15 protein-coding genes and 1 tRNA gene are annotated in these 16,085 nt (G+C 67.6%); 9 read left to right on the top strand and 7 right to left on the bottom strand.

The annotated features are described in order from the left end of the window. The coding region (locus ADX84_RS09865) for a hypothetical protein (protein ID WP_234003902.1) at window positions 1-581 on the top strand (581 nt) is incomplete at its 5' end. 73 nt (window positions 582-654) lie between these two features. Here ADX84_RS09865 and ADX84_RS09860 read toward each other — a convergent pair. Then, complete coding sequence (locus ADX84_RS09860) at window positions 655-1,296, bottom strand: hypothetical protein (protein WP_049570960.1); 642 nt, start codon at window positions 1,294-1,296, stop codon at window positions 655-657. Between the two features lie 578 nt (window positions 1,297-1,874). Between ADX84_RS09860 and ADX84_RS09855 the strand changes: the two genes are divergently transcribed. Beyond that, on the top strand, window positions 1,875-2,603 hold the full coding sequence (locus ADX84_RS09855) for a hypothetical protein (protein WP_049570956.1): 729 nt from the start codon (window positions 1,875-1,877) through the stop codon (window positions 2,601-2,603). 56 nt (window positions 2,604-2,659) lie between these two features. Next, window positions 2,660-3,181, top strand: coding sequence for an aldehyde dehydrogenase family protein (locus ADX84_RS09850; RefSeq protein ID WP_049570953.1), 522 nt, complete (start codon window positions 2,660-2,662; stop codon window positions 3,179-3,181). Window positions 3,182-3,266: 85 nt separating this feature from the next. Here ADX84_RS09850 and ADX84_RS09845 read toward each other — a convergent pair whose 3' ends face one another. The 5 genes from ADX84_RS09845 to tcuA all read right to left on the bottom strand — a co-directional run bounded on the left by ADX84_RS09845 (window position 3,267) and on the right by tcuA (window position 9,015). Next, window positions 3,267-4,781, bottom strand: a complete 1,515-nt coding sequence (locus tag ADX84_RS09845) for a tripartite tricarboxylate transporter permease (protein WP_049570950.1) — start codon at window positions 4,779-4,781, stop codon at window positions 3,267-3,269. Window positions 4,782-4,793: 12 nt separating this feature from the next. Next, window positions 4,794-5,318, bottom strand: a complete 525-nt coding sequence (locus ADX84_RS09840; RefSeq protein WP_049570945.1) for a tripartite tricarboxylate transporter TctB family protein — start codon at window positions 5,316-5,318, stop codon at window positions 4,794-4,796. Continuing rightward, a complete protein-coding gene (locus ADX84_RS09835; protein WP_234003900.1) occupies window positions 5,318-6,190 on the bottom strand; it encodes a tripartite tricarboxylate transporter substrate binding protein in 873 nt (290 codons plus the stop codon). The genes ADX84_RS09840 and ADX84_RS09835 overlap by 1 nt, the downstream gene beginning before the upstream one ends. A gap of 738 nt (window positions 6,191-6,928) precedes the next feature. Next, window positions 6,929-7,546, bottom strand: coding sequence for a GntR family transcriptional regulator (locus ADX84_RS09830; RefSeq protein ID WP_049570939.1), 618 nt, complete (start codon window positions 7,544-7,546; stop codon window positions 6,929-6,931). After that, the gene (tcuA, locus tag ADX84_RS09825) at window positions 7,543-9,015 is read right to left on the bottom strand and encodes an FAD-dependent tricarballylate dehydrogenase TcuA (RefSeq protein ID WP_049570936.1); all 1,473 of its coding nucleotides are present in this window, start codon (window positions 9,013-9,015) and stop codon (window positions 7,543-7,545) included. The genes ADX84_RS09830 and tcuA overlap by 4 nt, the downstream gene beginning before the upstream one ends. 113 nt (window positions 9,016-9,128) lie before the next feature. Here tcuA and ADX84_RS09820 point away from each other — a divergent pair, with 113 nt between their 5' ends. Both ADX84_RS09820 and ADX84_RS09815 read left to right on the top strand, forming a co-directional pair. Continuing rightward, window positions 9,129-9,665, top strand: a complete 537-nt coding sequence (locus ADX84_RS09820) for an AbrB family transcriptional regulator (RefSeq protein ID WP_049570933.1) — start codon at window positions 9,129-9,131, stop codon at window positions 9,663-9,665. Continuing rightward, on the top strand, window positions 9,662-10,198 hold the full coding sequence (locus tag ADX84_RS09815; protein WP_049570930.1) for an AbrB family transcriptional regulator: 537 nt from the start codon (window positions 9,662-9,664) through the stop codon (window positions 10,196-10,198). The genes ADX84_RS09820 and ADX84_RS09815 overlap by 4 nt, the downstream gene beginning before the upstream one ends. 198 nt (window positions 10,199-10,396) lie before the next feature. Here the strand turns inward: ADX84_RS09815 and ADX84_RS09810 are convergent. Continuing rightward, window positions 10,397-10,481, bottom strand: a tRNA-Leu gene (locus tag ADX84_RS09810). Between the two features lie 136 nt (window positions 10,482-10,617). On the opposite strand from ADX84_RS09810, the gene ADX84_RS09805 reads away from it, so the two are divergent. The 4 genes from ADX84_RS09805 (at window position 10,618) to ADX84_RS09790 (ending at window position 15,657) form a co-directional block, all read left to right on the top strand. Next, window positions 10,618-11,940 carry a M20/M25/M40 family metallo-hydrolase gene (locus ADX84_RS09805; RefSeq protein WP_049570928.1) on the top strand — a complete coding sequence of 441 codons (1,323 nt, stop codon included), beginning with the start codon at window positions 10,618-10,620 and terminating at the stop codon, window positions 11,938-11,940. Between the two features lie 284 nt (window positions 11,941-12,224). Continuing rightward, window positions 12,225-13,172: a hypothetical protein gene (locus ADX84_RS09800; RefSeq protein ID WP_234003899.1), complete on the top strand. Its 948-nt coding sequence runs from the start codon at window positions 12,225-12,227 to the stop codon at window positions 13,170-13,172. A 158-nt stretch (window positions 13,173-13,330) separates the two neighbouring features. After that, window positions 13,331-14,017: a chaplin family protein gene (locus ADX84_RS09795; RefSeq protein ID WP_049570920.1), complete on the top strand. Its 687-nt coding sequence runs from the start codon at window positions 13,331-13,333 to the stop codon at window positions 14,015-14,017. A gap of 332 nt (window positions 14,018-14,349) precedes the next feature. Beyond that, the gene (locus ADX84_RS09790; RefSeq protein WP_049570916.1) at window positions 14,350-15,657 is read left to right on the top strand and encodes a hypothetical protein; all 1,308 of its coding nucleotides are present in this window, start codon (window positions 14,350-14,352) and stop codon (window positions 15,655-15,657) included. The last annotated feature ends 428 nt before the right edge of the window (window positions 15,658-16,085 follow it).

The following is a 16,085-nucleotide window of genomic DNA, read 5'->3' as shown; positions in this document are numbered from 1 at the left end:
CGCACTCACCGTGGCCACCAGGGAGACCAGGCTCGCAATGTATCCGCCGCCCGCGCGGCGGATACATTGCGAGCCTGGTCTCCCTGGTGGCCACGGTGGTGGTCTTCGGCATCCTGCTCGCACTCGGCCCCTGGGTGCGTCACCCCGCCCCGGACTTCATCAGCGAAGTCGACCAGAACCTCGAAGTCGAGCTGGAGCTCGGTGAGGAACACCTGGGCGAACTCGGGGTCTTCGGTCGTTCGTTCGGCGGAGGGTGCTCGGTCCACCGCCCGTCCGGCACCCCGGGCAACGTGCAGATGCGGGGGGCGAGCAGTTTCTCCTACGGCGCCGACGAGTGGAACCTGGTCCACGTCCTGGAGATCGTCGAGCCGGGTACCCACACGATCTCCTGCTCCAATGAGGGGGTCGAGTTCGGTGTCGCCTCCATGCACGTGGTCGAGACCGCCTCCACCCGACAGATGCTGTGGGCGTTCACCTGGATCGGCCTGCCCGCTCTGGGACTGATCACCACCGTGACCATCGGCATCGTCACGCTGGTGCGCGACCGTAGGGAGAAGGCGGCCTCCGCCACGCACCGCTGACCGTGTCCGAACACCGAACAGGGGTCCGCTGGTCAGCGGACCCCTGCTCGTTTCCTCGGTGGTCCCGGTATGCCTAGAGCGGGGTGACGTTGGGGCCGAGCAGGCCGTAGGTGACCTCGTACTCCTTGGTCTCACCGGTCGCGCCGTCCAGGGCTACGCAGGTGCTCGCGTGCTCGTCGACCGTGGCGGCCACCACCTCGCCCTCCAAGCCGCAGTCGATGTAGGGCAGGAGGCTGAACACCCGGATGGTGTGCTCCAGCTGCTCGACGATGATCGGCCCCGTGACCAGGCGGGCGCTCTCGGCGGCATAGGTCTCCGAGCTCCGTTCCTCGTCCAGCTCGACCAGGTACTCGAACTCCTCACCCATGTAGGTGACGACGCAGCTGTAGCTCTCCTCCGCGTGCAGGTCGACCTCCGGGCACTCGGAGGTTGCGTCGGGATCGGCGGTCCAGTTCATCTCGGAGACCTTGACCAGGGCCGTGTGCGCGTTGATCTCGTGCCTGGGAGCGCCTCGCTCGGGCTCCGGGGGCATGTGGGACTCGTTGATGCCCGGCCGCTTCTGGTTCTCCGTGGGAACGTCGCCGTAGGTGAACCCGGTGGTGTCGACCTCCTGTGTGGCCTCGGCTTCCGAGCCGCCTTCCCCGCCGCAGGCGGTCAGGGCCAGTGAGAGGGCGGCCCCCACGATGAGAAGGGGGCGGGGGTTGGCAGAGTGCATGGGGGTGCTCCTGAGAGAAGGAGGGGCAGGGGTACGTGCACTATCGCACCTCCTGCGCGTGGGTCCGCACACACGCTCAGTGTCCGACGTGCGACCGCGCGCATCGCCTCGCACCTGCTTGACCAGGCACGTTCATCCCACTGGGCGGAGCCTTGGCTGGGAGTCCGAAAAAACTCGATATTCGGGTGAACTCCATAGCCCCGACCGCCATCAGAACGCACATAAAGGAACAGCAGACACAGGCGGAGCGAAGGCGGGAGTGGCCCGCGCGGCACGGGAGAAAGGGAGAAACATGTTGGTACGCGACTTATGCACCGAAACTCGAGCGCGCGCCGACGAAGCCCTCCCCGGCGCGGTCTCTTCCGGCGTCGAAGGGGCGAAGGCAGAGGTCGAAGCGCCTCCCAGCGCCCGTCGGGACGGCCGACCATCCCGGCGTCTCGTTTCCTCCGGGGTTTTCGAAGCGCCGCACCATCCCCCGTCGCGCGTGCTTCGAAATAAAACTTGATAAAGTACCCCGAACACGACAGAACAAACTTCCTGTTAGCAGGAGCCTCCTTCACTGGGGAGAAAGGAATCGCATGAAGCGCAGTTTCCGTACCACCGTCCTGGCCCTCGCGACCTCCGGTCTGGTGGTCGTCGGCTCTTCGGCGTGTTCCTCGGGGGAAGTGATCGACACGGTGTCGTCGGTCGGTTCGTCCCAGGCGGGGGCCGACTCCGGTGCCGCTGTGGTGACGGAGCCCCGGAACGGCGAGCTGGAGTACCTCGCCCCGGGCAAGTTCATCATCGACGGGGAGGCCTTCTTCGTCACCGAGGAGACGCGCTACCTCGGCGGCCACCACGTCTGCCCCGCCGAGAACGGTCTCGACGAGAACGCCTTCGGGATCGTGGAGTGCGACCTGGAGTCGTTCGAGGCCGTGGCCCAGGGGGAGACGCGTATCTTCGTCCAGGCCATGGTTGACGAGAACGGGAACGCGGAGTCGATCACCGAGTACGACAACGACAGCCACCACGAGCCGGAGGGCCCCGAGGCCCCGGAGGAGTCCGGCGGGTTCACCGGCACCCTGGCGGGCGGCCTGGACTACGTCGCCCCGGGTGAGTACATCGTCGAGGACACCGCGTTCTTCGTGTCGGAGGACACCGTCATCCACGCTGGCATCCACGCCTGCGCCGACGGTGTGCAGGACCCCGACACCGGCCTCGTGACGTGTGACTTCGACGAGTTCGACGCCACCGTCGCGAGCGGGAACCCGGTCCTGGCCGAGGTCGAGATCGTCGACGGGATCGCCACGTCGATCACCGAGTACTAGGAGTTCTCCGTACGGGGGACCTCCCCGGACGCGGACGCCCATCGCCCTCGCGACGAGTGAGGCGGTGGGCGTCCGTCTGGGATACGAAAAAGGCCCCGCTGAGCAGGGCCTTCATTGTGTCCGAGGGGGGAGAGCTCTCCGTCATCCCGTTCGGGGACGAGGACGAGGCCATCCGGATCGCCGAAGACTCCCCGTACGGGCTCGAGGGCGGGGTGTGGACGGCCGACCCCGAACACGGCGCGGCCGTCGCCCGCCGAATCCGTTCCGGCTACCTCACCGTGAACGGGGCGTCCGTCTCCCCGTCGGCCCTGTTCGGCCTCGTCTTGCGAGAGATTGCCTGGAGGCCGCTGGCGTCGATCGGCACGAGCACCGAATCAACCTCTCAGGTCAGTACACCCAGGGCGCCTTTCGCGAGCACGGTGTCCGCCGAGACGATGTCCGGCCGCCCGCGCCGGGATGCTCGAGAGGGGGACCGGAGCACGCCTGGAGCGTGGTCCGATCCCCCCGGGCCTCGACAGGATCCACCCGTCCTTCCACCGAGTGGCGGCGTGGATACCCCCATCCGTTGGAGCACGTGATGCGTGGTCGCCGTTCAGGCGCCGGTTCCAGCAGAGTGCTCGGGGGAGCCGCTACGGCCGTGGGATCGGCGGCATCCTGTCGTCGCTAGGCGACGGGCTTGCGCACCCTGCGTTTGAGACCGGTCCAGACGGGCTTGAGGAGCCCGGCGAACAGAACGATCACTACAAGGGCCCAGATGGTGATCGAAATGCCGGAGGCACCGACCATCGCCCAGATGTCACCTCGGTAGGTGACCATTCCCTGGACGAAGTAGCGCTCGATCATCGACCCCAGGACCAGACCCACCAGCAGCGAAGCCGGAGAGAAGTCGAGCAGCCTCAGGAAGTATCCGAAGATTCCAGCGATCAGCACGATGTGCAGGTCGATGAAGTTGCTGTTGATGCTGTAGGCCCCGATGGACGCGATGATGATGATGAACGGAACCATGTAGCGCATCGGGGTCATGATGAGCTTGATCCACACCCCGATCAGGGGCAGGTTCAGCAGAAGCAACATGACGTTGGCGACCAGGATGGACGCGATCACCGACCAGAAGAGGTCGGGCCGCTGGGTCGCCAACAGGGGACCGGGCTGGACCCCCTGAACGGTCATGGCCGAGATCATCAGGGCCAGGGTGGCGGAGAACGGGATGCCCAGCATCAGTACCGGAACGATACTGCCGATGGTGGCCGAGGAGTTGGCCGCCTCCGGGCCGGCCACGCCTTCCACGGCGCCGGTGCCCAAGTCCTTCCGGTGCTTGGAGACCGTCTGTTCGACCTTGTACGAAGCGAAGGTGGAGAGCGCGGCCGCCGGACCAGGAATCAGTCCGAACCCGAAGCCGATCAGGGAACCGCGTCCCCAGGGTGTGATCGACCGGCCGAGCTCCTCCTTGGTCGGAATCAGTTCACGCAGACGGAGGCGTCTGGGTTTGGGTCGCTTGGAGTCCCCGGTGAGCATGAACATCAGCTCGGAGAGACCGTAGAGACCGACCGCGACACTGGCCAGCGCGACCCCCAGGGTCAGGTCGATCTGACCGAAGGTGAAGCGGTTCGTCGAGGTGTTGACGTCCAGCCCGATCGTCGCCAGCGCCACACCGATGATCATCGGTAGGAGCCCCGACCCCAGGGATCCCCCGGAGATCCTGGCGAGGACGAGCAGACCGCCCGCGGTCAGAGCGAAGAACTCCGCTGGGCCGAACCGCATGGCCACGCCGGTGACCGCGGGCAGGACCAGCAGCACGATGGCCAACCCGATCAGACCGGATATGAACGACCCGAGGGTCATGATGGTCAGGGCCGCTCCGCCGCGGCCGTTCTTCATCATCGGGTGGCCGTCGAAGGTCGCGACGACGGACTGCGCGTCACCGGGCATGTTCAGCAGGATCGACGTCATCGACCCAGCGAACTGGGTACCGATGTAGATGCCGGCGATCATGATCATGCCGACCACGGGCTCGTAGGCGAAGGTCAGCGGTAGCAGCAGCGCGGCACCGGCGACCGGCCCGAGACCGGGAAGGATACCGATCAGCGTGCCGGCCAGCGCACCCACGAAGGCCGCCAACAGCAGTTCGGGAGAGAGCGCGAGGTCGAGGCCGTAAAGAAAGCCTTCAATAGTTCCCATGGTTTATGCCTCTTACGAAATGATCATGCCGCTGGGCAGTCGAATCCCCAGGGCCTCAGAGAAGAAGAGGGTCAAGATTATTCCCATGACAACGCCGATAATAATGGATTTCAACCATGAGTCACGGCCGACCACGCGAATGAATGCTGTGGCGAAGAGTGCCGATGCGATGTACTGACCCAGTATCGGGATCAGTACGGCGTAAAAGACGACCACCATGGCTGTGAATATGAGGACGTCTTTGAGATCACGCCCGCGAGGGAAATCGATCTGACCCGATTCCGAGCGTCCCAGTAGTGATTCAATGATCACAATGAGGGAGATGGCTGCCCCGGCGATGCCGATCCATCCGGGGATCATCCCCGGGCCCGGTTGGGACAGCGTTCCGTTGTCGAGCTCTCTTCCCGCCAGGTAGTATCCGACGAAAATGGCCAGGAAGAGGGCTCCGAAGAGAATGCGACCCAATCGTTTCGGGTCGTTCTGCAACCCTTGCGATGATCTTTCTGACGCTTGGCCGGCGTTCTCGGTCTCAGCCATCAGTTATCGCGGTCGTTTCCGAGTTCGATGCCGTGCTCGATGTTGGCCTGGATGTCCTCCAGGTAGGCGTCCAGCTCGTCACCCGTGGCCACGTGGGGAAGTACGCCCTGCCCGCGGGCCCACTCGGACCACTCGTCGCTCATGATGATGGTGTCGGAGGCATCACGCAGGGCCGACTCGACGTCCTCCTCCAGGCCGGCCGGGGCCATGGTCATGTAGTCCGAAGTGAAGGGGATGTCGTATCCGGCCTCGTTGAATTGGACCGCGTCGGGGAGGAAGTCGCTGTAGTCCTCCGGGCCGCTGTAGGCGATCGCCCGAAGGTCACCCGACTCGACCAGCCCCAACTGCCCGGAGGCGTTTCCTACCACGGCGTCCAGGCGTCCGCTCATGACTTCCAGAGCCGCTTCCCCGGTACCACCGGCGGTGGTGACCAGTGATACCTCGATGCCTGCCAGCTCTTCGAGGTAATAGATAACGAAAGCCGGGTTGCCCATGCCGGCGGGGGTGCTGATCTGGATCTCCCCCGGATTCCGTTCGGCGGCCTCGACCAGGTCGTCCAACGTCTCGTAGTCGGAATCCGGGGAGACGAACAACCCGTAGGGTGTGCCGGACATCTTGGCCAGGGGCGTGAAGTCCGTTGGTGTTTCGTACTGGGCCTCACCGGTGACCAGGGGCTGGGCGACGAATCCTCCGGAGGTACCGAGCCCCAGGGTGTAGCCGTCGGCCTCGGCGCCGGCCAGTTGGGTGATGCCGACCGCCTCGTCTCCGCCGGGCACGTTGATGACGTTTCCACTGGCGTCGAGTTCCGACTCCAGCATCTGGACGAACTGGCGGCCGACGGGGTCGGCTCCGCCACCCGGGTTGTAGGGCACGATGTATTGGATGGAGTCCGAGGGGTAAGCGCCGCCGTTGTCGCTACAGCCCGCAAGAATGAGAGGGGCGATCGCCGCAGCGGCCACCAGCATGCGGTGATTCCGCTTGCTTGTTCGATTGACTGCGGGTCGCGATGAGGGGGAGCGCATGATTCTCTCTTTCGGGATTTTGGGCATAGTGATAAGGCGGAGTTCCGTGACGGAGGATCCACGTTCGGGAAGCGTTGAGTAACGTGAGATCTGCGTCACATTATCATGGAATGACCGGTTGTAGCACCACTTGTCGGATAAAATGAACCCGGCCGGGACAAGCTCTATGGGCGCTGCGCCCGAAGGCTTATGTATAACCATTCGATTTCGATATGCAGCGGATGGAACGTTGTCGGGCCGGGCGGTTCGGCGCGTGAACGGGTGGGGATCGGCTGTCGGGCGCCAGGCGCCGGAGCCGTCCGATGTTCACCCTCTTCCATCGTTTTCACCATGTCGTCCGTCGGGGAAGACGCAGGCGTGGTCGAGCTTCACCACGGGAGGGGCCGGAGCCGGGGACGGCTCAGCCGAGCGGTTGGGTGTCATCGTCTTTTCCGGACGTGAGACCGGTATTCCGCTGAACCCCCCGGTGCGCTTCGACCTTCGGGGTGTTCTCAAGCCGGGGACTCGATCGCTTTGGGTTGTGTCAGGGGCGGCCGGGTCGGAGGGGCCCGATGGCGCGTTCACCGTGCATCGACGGCCGGCACGGGTTCACCGCTGCCGGAACGCGGCCTCGATGTGGTCGCGCATGGTGTCGGCGGCTTCCTCGGCCCGGTGCGCCCTGATGTGGTCGACCATCCGCGTGTGTTCATCGAGCGACGTGCTCCAGCGCTGGTCCGTGCGCAGCGTCGTGGGGGAGATGGACATCGACTGCACTCCGTGCTTCTGGTTCGCCTCGATGAGGAACGGGTTACCGCTGGCCTGCCAGATGATCAAGTGGAACCTGTAGTTCAGTTCCCTGCGCAGGGTGGCGGAAGGGTCCGTCAACTCGGACTGCTCAGCGAGGCTGGCCTCCAGCTGGATCACCGCGTTCTCGCTCCTGCGCATCGCGGCGAGTCGACAGGCCTCCGACTCCAGGATCTTGCGCATCTCGTAGAGCTGGCCCATCTTCTCGCCGTCCCACACGGTCACCCGGGTCCTGCGGCCCAACCGTTCGGCCAACCCGTCCACGAGCAGCCGCGCCACGGCCTCCCGGACCGGGGTTCGCGAGGTGCCGACGAGGTCGGCCACGGCGCGTTCGTTGAGGTCGTATCCCTGTTCGAGAGACCCGTCGAGGATGCGGGCGCGAAGCCGCTGGTAGACGCTTTCGACCTGGGTGCTGCCCGTCATGACGCCGCCGACCGACCCGCGATCCGGCCGAAGACGATGCCCGCGGCCAGCCCGGAACCGCCCGGGTAGTTCTCGCTGAACAGGCCGCCCAGGGCCTCCCCGCAGGCGTAGAGCCCCGGGATGACCGATCCGTCCTCATGGACCACTCGCGCCTGTGAGTCGCCCTTGAGCCCGCCGAAGGTGAAAGTGATGCCGCAGGTGACGGGGTAGGCGTAGAAGGGGCCCTCGGAGATGGGGTTGGCCCAGTTGGACTTGGGCGGTGTGGTGTCGGCCGAACGGCCGTCCTTGACGTTGGGATCGAACTCCACCGAGGTGCGGATCGAGTCGTTGAAGGACCGGACGGTCTCGACGAGTCCGCCCTCGTCGATCCCCGAGAGCCGGGCGAGCTCCTCCAGTGTGTCGGCGATGTGCTCGCCGACGCCGGGGACCTCGTACTCCTGCGGACGGAGCATCGGACGCAGCGGTGCGTCGAAGATCTGCCAGGCGACGGCGCCCGGCTGCATGAGTACTTCCTTGCCGTACTTGGCGTAGGTGAGGTTGCGGAAGTCGGCGCCTTCGTCGAGGAAGCGCTTGCCATCGCGATTGACGATGATGCCCAGTGGGTAGCTCTGGCGGGTCAGCCGGTTGGTGACTTCGTAGTTGGACTCGTTGTCCGTGAAACCCGCGTCCCACTGAGTGGCGTGGCAGGAGCTCCAGTCCCCGCCCTTGGCAGCACCGAGCTTGAGTGCCTCGTTCAGCATGGTGCCGGTGTTGAACGGGGTTCCGCGGGTGATGGCGTGGTGCCACTGCGGACCCATGTGCTCGGTCCGCATCTCCTTGCTCGCTTCGAAGCCGCCGCTTCCCAGGACGGTTGCCTCGGCCTGGACGGTGTGTTCTTCGCCGTCGTGTTCGTAGACCACCCCGGTGACCACGCCGTCGGTTTCGATCAGGCGGAGGGCACGGGCACCGAAGAGGATCTCGATGCCGGATTCCCTGGCTGCGCGGTGGTGATCGCGGACCAGCCCTTCGCCGCCGTCGACGTTTCCGACGTGCAGCCCGCCCCAGAACAGGTAGCCGCCGTCGGGACGCTCATAGGCCTGACGCTCGTACATCAGGCGGTACCGAAGGCCCTTGGAACCGAGCCACCGGATGTCATCGGCGATGTTCGAGACCAGGGTCGAGGTCATCTCGGGGTCGTTGCGCCCGTCAGTCACCCGCTCCAGGTCCGCGGCGTATTCCTCCCGGGAGTAGGGCGGCACCTCCGTTTCGCCGTGTCGCTCATCGGGCTCGATGAGGTCCAGGAGACTCTCCAGACCGTCATGGGTGATGCGCGTGGCGCCCGCCGTGAAGTAGCTGTTGCCGCCGGCCTGGTCCTTGGGTGCGGCTTCCAGGACCAGGACTCGCCTGCCGTGTTCCCGGGCCGCGTGAGCCGCGCACATGGCGGCGTTGCCGGCGCCCACAACGAGAACGTCAGTCGTGCTGGTGGACATTTACTCCCCTTTGGTATACCAAGTGCACGAAAGGTATTCCAAGGGTAAAACGCCTGTCAAGGGTTTCGTGCCTGGTTCGCCGGGGTTTCGAAGCGATGAATGATTGAGGTCAAGTGACGGCACAAGCGGACAAATCCGGCTGGGGCCGGGCCTTAGGTGTACTGCGATCGCTGGCCGGGGCAGTGGTGGTGGGTTCGCTCCTCGAACTGATGGGGGTGCCCGCGGGAATGCTGTTGGGCAGCGCCATCGGTGCCGCCCTGGCCAACCACGAGTGGTCATCGCGGCTGCGGTCGACCGCCTTCCCTCGACCGCTGAGGCATGTCGGGCTGCTCCTGGTCGGCCTGGTCAGCGGTGTTTTGCTCACCATGGACTCCCTGGCGAGCACGGCTTCCGTCGCCATCCCGGTGATCGCCGCCTATCTCGGGCTCGTCCTGGTGAACCTCCTGGTCATTGCCCTGCTGATGGCCCGCTACGACGTCGACCCGGCCACCGCTGTCCTGGCCGTCACGCCGGGCGGTCTGGCCGAGGTCACTTCACTGGCCATCGACAAAGGAGCTGAGATGGACGTGGTGATGACCGTGCACGCGGTCCGGCTGTTGACCATCGTGTTCGTGTTCCTGCCCGTGGTGTTGGCGGTGGTGGGTTCATGACACCGCTACCCCTGCTCGCGGTCATGGCGGGTTCCCTGGGCGCCGCCCTCGCCTTCCGATGGGTCCGTATGCCCCTGTGGCCCCTCACAGGAGGTCTGGTGGGAGCGGCCGCGGTGAACCTCGGCTTCGGCCTCGCCGCGGAGGTGCCCGTCGTGATCTCCCTGACCGGACAGTTGTTGATCGGCACGGCCATCGGTTCCACCATCGGACCGGAGGTGTTCCGGCGGTTCCTGCGGATCCTCGGCCCCGGAACGCTCGCGGTGACGGTCGTGTTGGGCGCCGGGCTTCTCTTCGGGTGGTTGTTCGCCGCTACGGGGCTCATGGACCCCGCTGAGTCGATGCTGGCGCTGGTGCCCGGTGGTGTGGGGGAGATGGTGGCCGCGGCGATCGCCCTCGACCTCGACAGCGCCCAGGTGGTCGGTGTGCAGGTGGTGCGCATCCTGACCGTGTTGCTGAGCCTGCCGCTGGTCTTCTGGGTGAGCGAGTGGATTCACCGCCGCTGGATAGCCGGACCGGACGACTCCGCCCGGTAGCGGCATCGGTCATCCGACCCACTCCGCGGTGGCTCCCGGCCGGCTCGTGGCGTACCACTCGGGCCGCTCGGGGCTGCCCCGCGAGGCCCTGGCGGTGTGGCCATGGAAGCTCGGGTTCAGTACGAGGGGCGATGGCTGGGTGGCCGCCCGCCTGGGGCGGGCACGAAAAAAGGCCCCGCTGAGCAGGGCCTTCCTTTGTGTCCGAGGGGGGACTTGAACCCCCACAGCCTTAACGGCCACTAGCACCTCAAGCTAGCGCGTCTACCTATTCCGCCACCCGGACCGGGCTGTTCGGTCTGTGTCGCTCCGAACAGGTTTAACCATAGCAAAGGTCTGGGGGAGTCCGAACCAGTTTTCCGGCGGGGGGTCATCGTGACAGGCTCTAGGCCAAAAGGTGCGTCCTGAGATGGGAGAACCAGATGGTGGAACCGGGCAGGGAACCGAGCACGGGTGAGGTCGAGGTCGTCGACCTGTGCCGTGAGCTCATCGAGTTCGACACCTCCAACTACGGTGACCACTCCGGGCCGGGGGAGCGCAAGGCCGCGGAGTACGTGGCGGCCAAGCTCGACGAGGTCGGGGTGGAGTCGCGGATCTACGAGAAGCACCCCGGGCGCAGCAACGTGGTGGCCCGGATCGCCGGTGAGGACTCCTCGCGTCCGCCGCTGCTCATCCACGGCCACCTGGACGTCGTCCCGGCCGCCCCCGAGGACTGGACCCACCACCCCTTCGCCGGTGAGGTCGCGGACGGGTGCGTGTGGGGTCGCGGCGCCGTCGACATGAAGAACATGAACGCGATGGTGCTGGCGATGCTGCGTCAGCGGCTGCGGGAGGGGCGCAGGCCCCCGCGTGACATCGTGCTGGCCTTCCTCGCGGACGAGGAGGCGGGCGGCACCTGGGGTGCCCAGTACCTGGTGGACGAGCACCCCGAACTGTTCGCGGACTGCGACTCCGCGATCAGCGAGGTGGGCGGCTTCTCCTTCACGGTCAACGAGAACCGGCGCCTCTACCTGGTGGAGACGGCGGAGAAGGGCATCGCGTGGATGAAGCTGACCGCGCGCGGCACCGCCGGGCACGGTTCGATGACCAACCGGGACAACGCCGTCACCGAGCTGGCGGCGGCCGTCGCCAGGCTCGGACAGCACGAGTTCCCCGTGCAGCTCACCCCGACGGTGCGGACCTTCCTGGAGGAGATCTGCGAGGAGTTCGGGATTCCCTTCGACGAGAGGGACGTGGACGCCACGGTGGCCCGGCTGGGCCCCATCGCCAAGATGATCGGCGCCACCCTGCGCAACACCCTCAACCCCACGGTGCTCGGCGGCGGATACAAGGCCAACGTCATCCCGGGTGAGGCCACCGCCCAGGTGGACGGGCGCTTCCTGCCCGGGACCGAGGACGAGTACTTCGCGAAGGTCGACGAACTGCTCGGCCCGAAGGTCAGCCGCGACTTCATCCACCACCTGCCCGCGGTGGAGACCTCCTTCGACGGCGGCCTGGTGAACGCCATGTCGGAGTCCCTGCTGGCCGAGGACCCGGGCGCCAAGGCCGTGCCCTACTGCCTGTCGGGCGGCACGGACGCCAAGAGCTTCTCCCGCCTGGGCGTGCGCAACTACGGCTTCGCCCCGCTGAAGCTCCCGCCGGAGCTCGACTTCGCGGGCATGTTCCACGGGGTCGACGAGCGCGTCCCCGTGGACGGTCTCCAGTTCGGTGTGCGGGTGCTGGACCGGTTCGTCGGCATGAGCTGACCGGCTATTTCCCCCATAGGGGGACGGGCCGGGTGGACCGCGTCGGGAAGTTCTCGGCGCGGTTCTTTTTTTCGCCCATGGTCACTCACGGTGATGCTAGTGTTGCTTTCAGTTCAGCGAGGCCTCTGTTTTCCGGGGCTTCGCGGTGCGACCGTCTGCGGCGTCGCCGCACGGGACCGTCCAGCAGTAACGACACGAAGGGGCATCCCATGGTGCTCGCGAGCCGAGGGTGGCTGGTTTCCTCCAGTCGCGCTGCTCGCAATGCCCGTGGTGCCTACGCTCGGTTGCTGCTCCTGTCCGGCATCGTCGCCGTCGCCTGGCTGGCCGGGGGAGTGGGTGTCGCGAACAGCGAGACCGCTTCCCAGTCCGGCGGGCTCGGCGGGGGCGTCCTGGGCGTCGGCGAGATCACTGACCGCACCGGTCAGGCCGCCGAGGAGCTCCGGGACTCCGGACTCTCCGACACCGCCAGCCGGGCCGCCTCGTCCACCGAGGCCCTCGCCGGCAGCGTCGTTCCGCAGGCGTCCTCCCTTCCGGGGAACGCACTCCGGGAGACGGGCGCGGCGCTGGAGGAGAGCTCCGTCGGCGCGGTCGTCCACGAAACCGGGCAGGCCGTCGACGACACCGCGCGAGGGGCCACCGGCCTCGTCGCCGGGGTCGCGCGTACCAGCCAGGGTGTCGTCGGTTCCACGGACGAGTCGCTTCGCGAGTCCGCACTGGTCGACAGTGTGGCCACGAGCCTGAACGAAACGGTCGGGCGGAGCGGTATCGACTCCGTGACCGAATCCGGTGGTCCCCTCGGACTGCCGATCCTGGGCTCCGACGAGGAGCCCGCCGTCTCCGCGCCCACCGCCGAGCGTTCCGACGCCGAGGAGCGGGAACGCGCGGAGCGTGAGCGTGAGGAGCGGGTGGCCCGCGTCAAGGACGAGGTCGCCGCCCACGTTGCCCAGACCTCGTGGCGTGTGGCCAACGAGGTCGCGGAGAACGCCGGTGACACGGCCTCCGACGACGACTCCGCCGAGCGCATCCGCCTCATCGGCGGTGGCTCCCACCACCAGGTCGGGCCGGACACCACCGGTGCCTCCGCCCCGTCCTTCCCGGCACCCGGTGCCGCTGGTTTCCTCATGGCCCGCGCCGGTCACATGGCGCTTCGGGCCCAGCGGGTCGCCCTTCCCGGCGACCCCACCCTGGTCGTTCGCGATGCCGCGGACGACCCCTCCTACTCTCCCGACTAGCCGCGCTCCCAGACCGCGGCCGGTCCGTGCGCCCTGCGCACAGCCGCCCTGCCGACTCCCGGTGGGCGTGCTCTCTTCCCAAGGCTCCATAGCCGGGAACTCCGTCCGCGGTCACCACGAGTAGCAGTGAAATCTCCTCGTCGACCAAAGGACAGCCGATGACCCAGTCAACCCACCTCCGCTTCGCCGCCCTCGTGGCGACCGGATTCTTCGTCGCCGCCAGCGGCATCGCCCACGCCGACACCACGACCAGCGGGAACGGGTCGCTCGGCGGAGGCAACCAGCTCGTCGTCGACGGCGACGTTCCGATCAACCTCTGCGGGAACGCCATCGCGGTCCTCGGTATCGCCGGTGCCAACTGCACCGACGGCGACGCCAGCGTGACCGAGGTCGGCAAGCCGAAGAACCCGCACCCCGGCTACGACGGCTACGAGCCCGGCAAGCCCGGAGAGCCCGGCAAGCCCGGTGAGCCCGGAGAGCCCGGCGACCCGGGTGAGCCCGGCAAGCCCGGGGAGCCGGAGGGGGACAAGCACGAGGAGAACCCCGACGAGCAGGACCCCGTCGTGGAGACCCCCGAGGAGCCTGAGGGTGAGCAGGACCGCGAGGAGGAGCAGGAGGGGGACGAGCCGTCTCCGTCCGAGGAGCCCTCGCCCGCCACCCCGGGGACCCCCGAGCAGCCCGCCGACTCCGCCTCGCCCACCGCTCCGCCCGCCGACGAGCAGCGCCTCGCGGTGACGGGCACCGACCAGAGCGGCCTCGCCGCGCTGCTCGCCGCGGCGGTCCTCACGGTCGCCGCGGGTGCGGGCCTCCTGCTCTTCGGCAAGCGCCGCAGGGCCAGGGCCTGACTTGATCAGCTTCCCGGGCCCGCCCCAGGGCCCGGGGGTTGACGCGAGTCCCGTAGCACCGGCCGAGGCCATGTGCTCGGGGTTCACGTCAGCCGCCGCCCAACCAGGGCGGAGCTGATCGACGGGGTGTGGACGTCCGCACGCAGCCAGCGCAGACGGACGCCGCCCACACCCACCAGCCCGGCAGACAACGCACCGCCCAGGTGCGGAGCCCACCGGATGATCCCCGGCGCCTCGGCCGAAGGCCCGCACTCCACCCAGGAGTGTGGAACGGCCTGTGGCCCGCACACGACACCTTCTCATCAACTTGTTCTCTTGAAAGGACTTCCCACATGCGTAAGTGGGCCAGCACCTCCGCGAAGTCCGTGCTCATGGCGGCCGGCTTCGTTGCTCTGGGCACCGGCGTGGCCTTCGCCGACAGCGATGTCGCCACCAGCGGCAACGGCTCGGTTCTCGGCGGCAACCAGGCCGTCGTCGACGCGGACGTCCCCGTCAACCTGACCGGGAACGCCGTCGGCGCCGTCGCCGGTATCGCCGGTGCATCCAGCACGGGCTCCGACGCCAAGGTGATCGACCACCACCACAACGAGGTGCACACCTCGGGCAACGGCTCGATCCTGGGCGGAAACCAGCTGGTCGTCGACGGTGACATCCCCGTCAACGTCACCGGCAACGCGATCGGCGCCGTCGGCGGCGTCGCCGGTGCCTCCAGCACCGGCAGTGACTCCAAGGTCCTCCACGACGGGCACGGTCACAAGCACGGCCACAAGCACGGTGAGCCCGACATCGCCACCTCCGGCAACGGCTCCCTCATCGGCGGCAACCAGATCGTCGGTGACCTGGACGTCCCCGTGAACATCTCCGGCAACGCGATCGGCGCCGTCGGCGGCGTCGCCGGTGCGGCGGCCACGGACGCGGACGCGATCGTCCGTCAGAGCCACGAGGCCCCCCGCGTCGAGCACCAGTCCGCTCCGATCACCGCGACCGACCTGGTCACCGAGGCCGTGAGCAACGCGCAGATCCTGCCCGACACCTCCGGCATCGACGCCGGCATCCTGCGTCAGTCCGCCCCGGTCCGTGAGCACCAGTCGATCGCCACCTCCGGCAACGGCTCCGTGCTCGGCGGCAACCAGGCCGTCGTGGACCTGGACGTCCCGGTGAACGTCGCGGGCAACGCGATCGGTGCGGTCGGCGGTGTCGCGGGGGCGGCCGCCACTGACAGCGACGCGGTCGTCAAGGAGGCCCAGCGCGACATCGCGACCTCCGGCAACGGCTCCGTGCTCGGCGGCAACCAGCTGGTCGCCGACGCCGACGTCCCGGTGAACGTCGCGGGCAACGCCGTGGCCGCCGTCGCGGGTGTCGCGGGCGCCAGCGCCACCGACGCCGACTCCAAGGTCGTGCACCAGAGCGCGGAGACCGAGCCGCAGTCCTCGGCCCTGAGCAGCGTCCCGGTCGTCGACCGCCTGCCCGAGGTGCCCGTCTCCGAGATGCTGCCCGTCGGCTACGACCTGAGCGAGACCGCCGCGCAGTCGGTGCAGGAGCACGCCCCGGAGCGCGCCTCCGAGCTGCCCAAGGCCTCCGAGATCCCGGCCGTCGACCCGGTCGGTGACCTGCTGGGCGCCGCCGGCATCGGCCTGTAGCTGACAGAACGGGTTCCAGGATCCGTGCGGCGGACGCCTCCGGGCGTTCCTCCGGACGCGGTCCGCAGGACCTGAGTGGGGGGTGTGCCCGTTCACGGCCACCCGCCGGACCAGGGGAGTGCGGCCTCCCGTTCCGTTATGGAACGCGGTGGACTGCGGGAAGCCGGGACTCCCCGGGCACGGCGGCGGCGGTGGGTCGGGACAGTGTCCCCGCGACCGGCACCGAGTGAGGTGCCGTGCACGTCCGAAGTGAAGTGGTGGTGAGTCGCCTCCGCGCTCCCGTTCCGTTATGGAACGCGGTGGACTGCGGGAGGGTGGGGGTGACGACCGCCGAGCTCAGGACGTGAGCCGAGTCCTCCCGGGAATATCCGGGAGGACTCGCCGCATTCTGGAGGCGGAGACACCCTGACACCCCGAAGTGTGATGCA

The sequence above is a fragment of the Nocardiopsis sp. SBT366 genome, assembly GCF_001083815.1.
In the GTDB taxonomy this organism is placed as follows: Bacteria; Actinomycetota; Actinomycetes; order Streptosporangiales; family Streptosporangiaceae; genus Nocardiopsis; species Nocardiopsis prasina.
The sequence above is the reverse complement of the archived record's forward strand: the minus strand, read 5'-3'. Positions and strand labels throughout refer to the sequence as shown.

Bases quoted from the DNA above. Each gene is read 5' to 3' on its own strand.
- ADX84_RS09860 (WP_049570960.1), bottom strand. From the start codon at position 1,296: ATGCACTCTGCCAACCCCCGCCCCCTTCTCATCGTGGGGGCCGCCCTC.
- ADX84_RS09855 (WP_049570956.1), top strand. From the start codon at position 1,875: ATGAAGCGCAGTTTCCGTACCACCGTCCTGGCCCTCGCGACCTCCGGT.
- ADX84_RS09845 (WP_049570950.1), bottom strand. From the start codon at position 4,781: ATGGGAACTATTGAAGGCTTTCTTTACGGCCTCGACCTCGCGCTCTCT.
- ADX84_RS09840 (WP_049570945.1), bottom strand. From the start codon at position 5,318: ATGGCTGAGACCGAGAACGCCGGCCAAGCGTCAGAAAGATCATCGCAA.
- ADX84_RS09830 (WP_049570939.1), bottom strand. From the start codon at position 7,546: ATGACGGGCAGCACCCAGGTCGAAAGCGTCTACCAGCGGCTTCGCGCC.
- tcuA (WP_049570936.1), bottom strand. From the start codon at position 9,015: ATGTCCACCAGCACGACTGACGTTCTCGTTGTGGGCGCCGGCAACGCC.
- ADX84_RS09815 (WP_049570930.1), top strand. From the start codon at position 9,662: ATGACACCGCTACCCCTGCTCGCGGTCATGGCGGGTTCCCTGGGCGCC.
- ADX84_RS09805 (WP_049570928.1), top strand. From the start codon at position 10,618: ATGGTGGAACCGGGCAGGGAACCGAGCACGGGTGAGGTCGAGGTCGTC.
- ADX84_RS09795 (WP_049570920.1), top strand. From the start codon at position 13,331: ATGACCCAGTCAACCCACCTCCGCTTCGCCGCCCTCGTGGCGACCGGA.
- ADX84_RS09790 (WP_049570916.1), top strand. From the start codon at position 14,350: ATGCGTAAGTGGGCCAGCACCTCCGCGAAGTCCGTGCTCATGGCGGCC.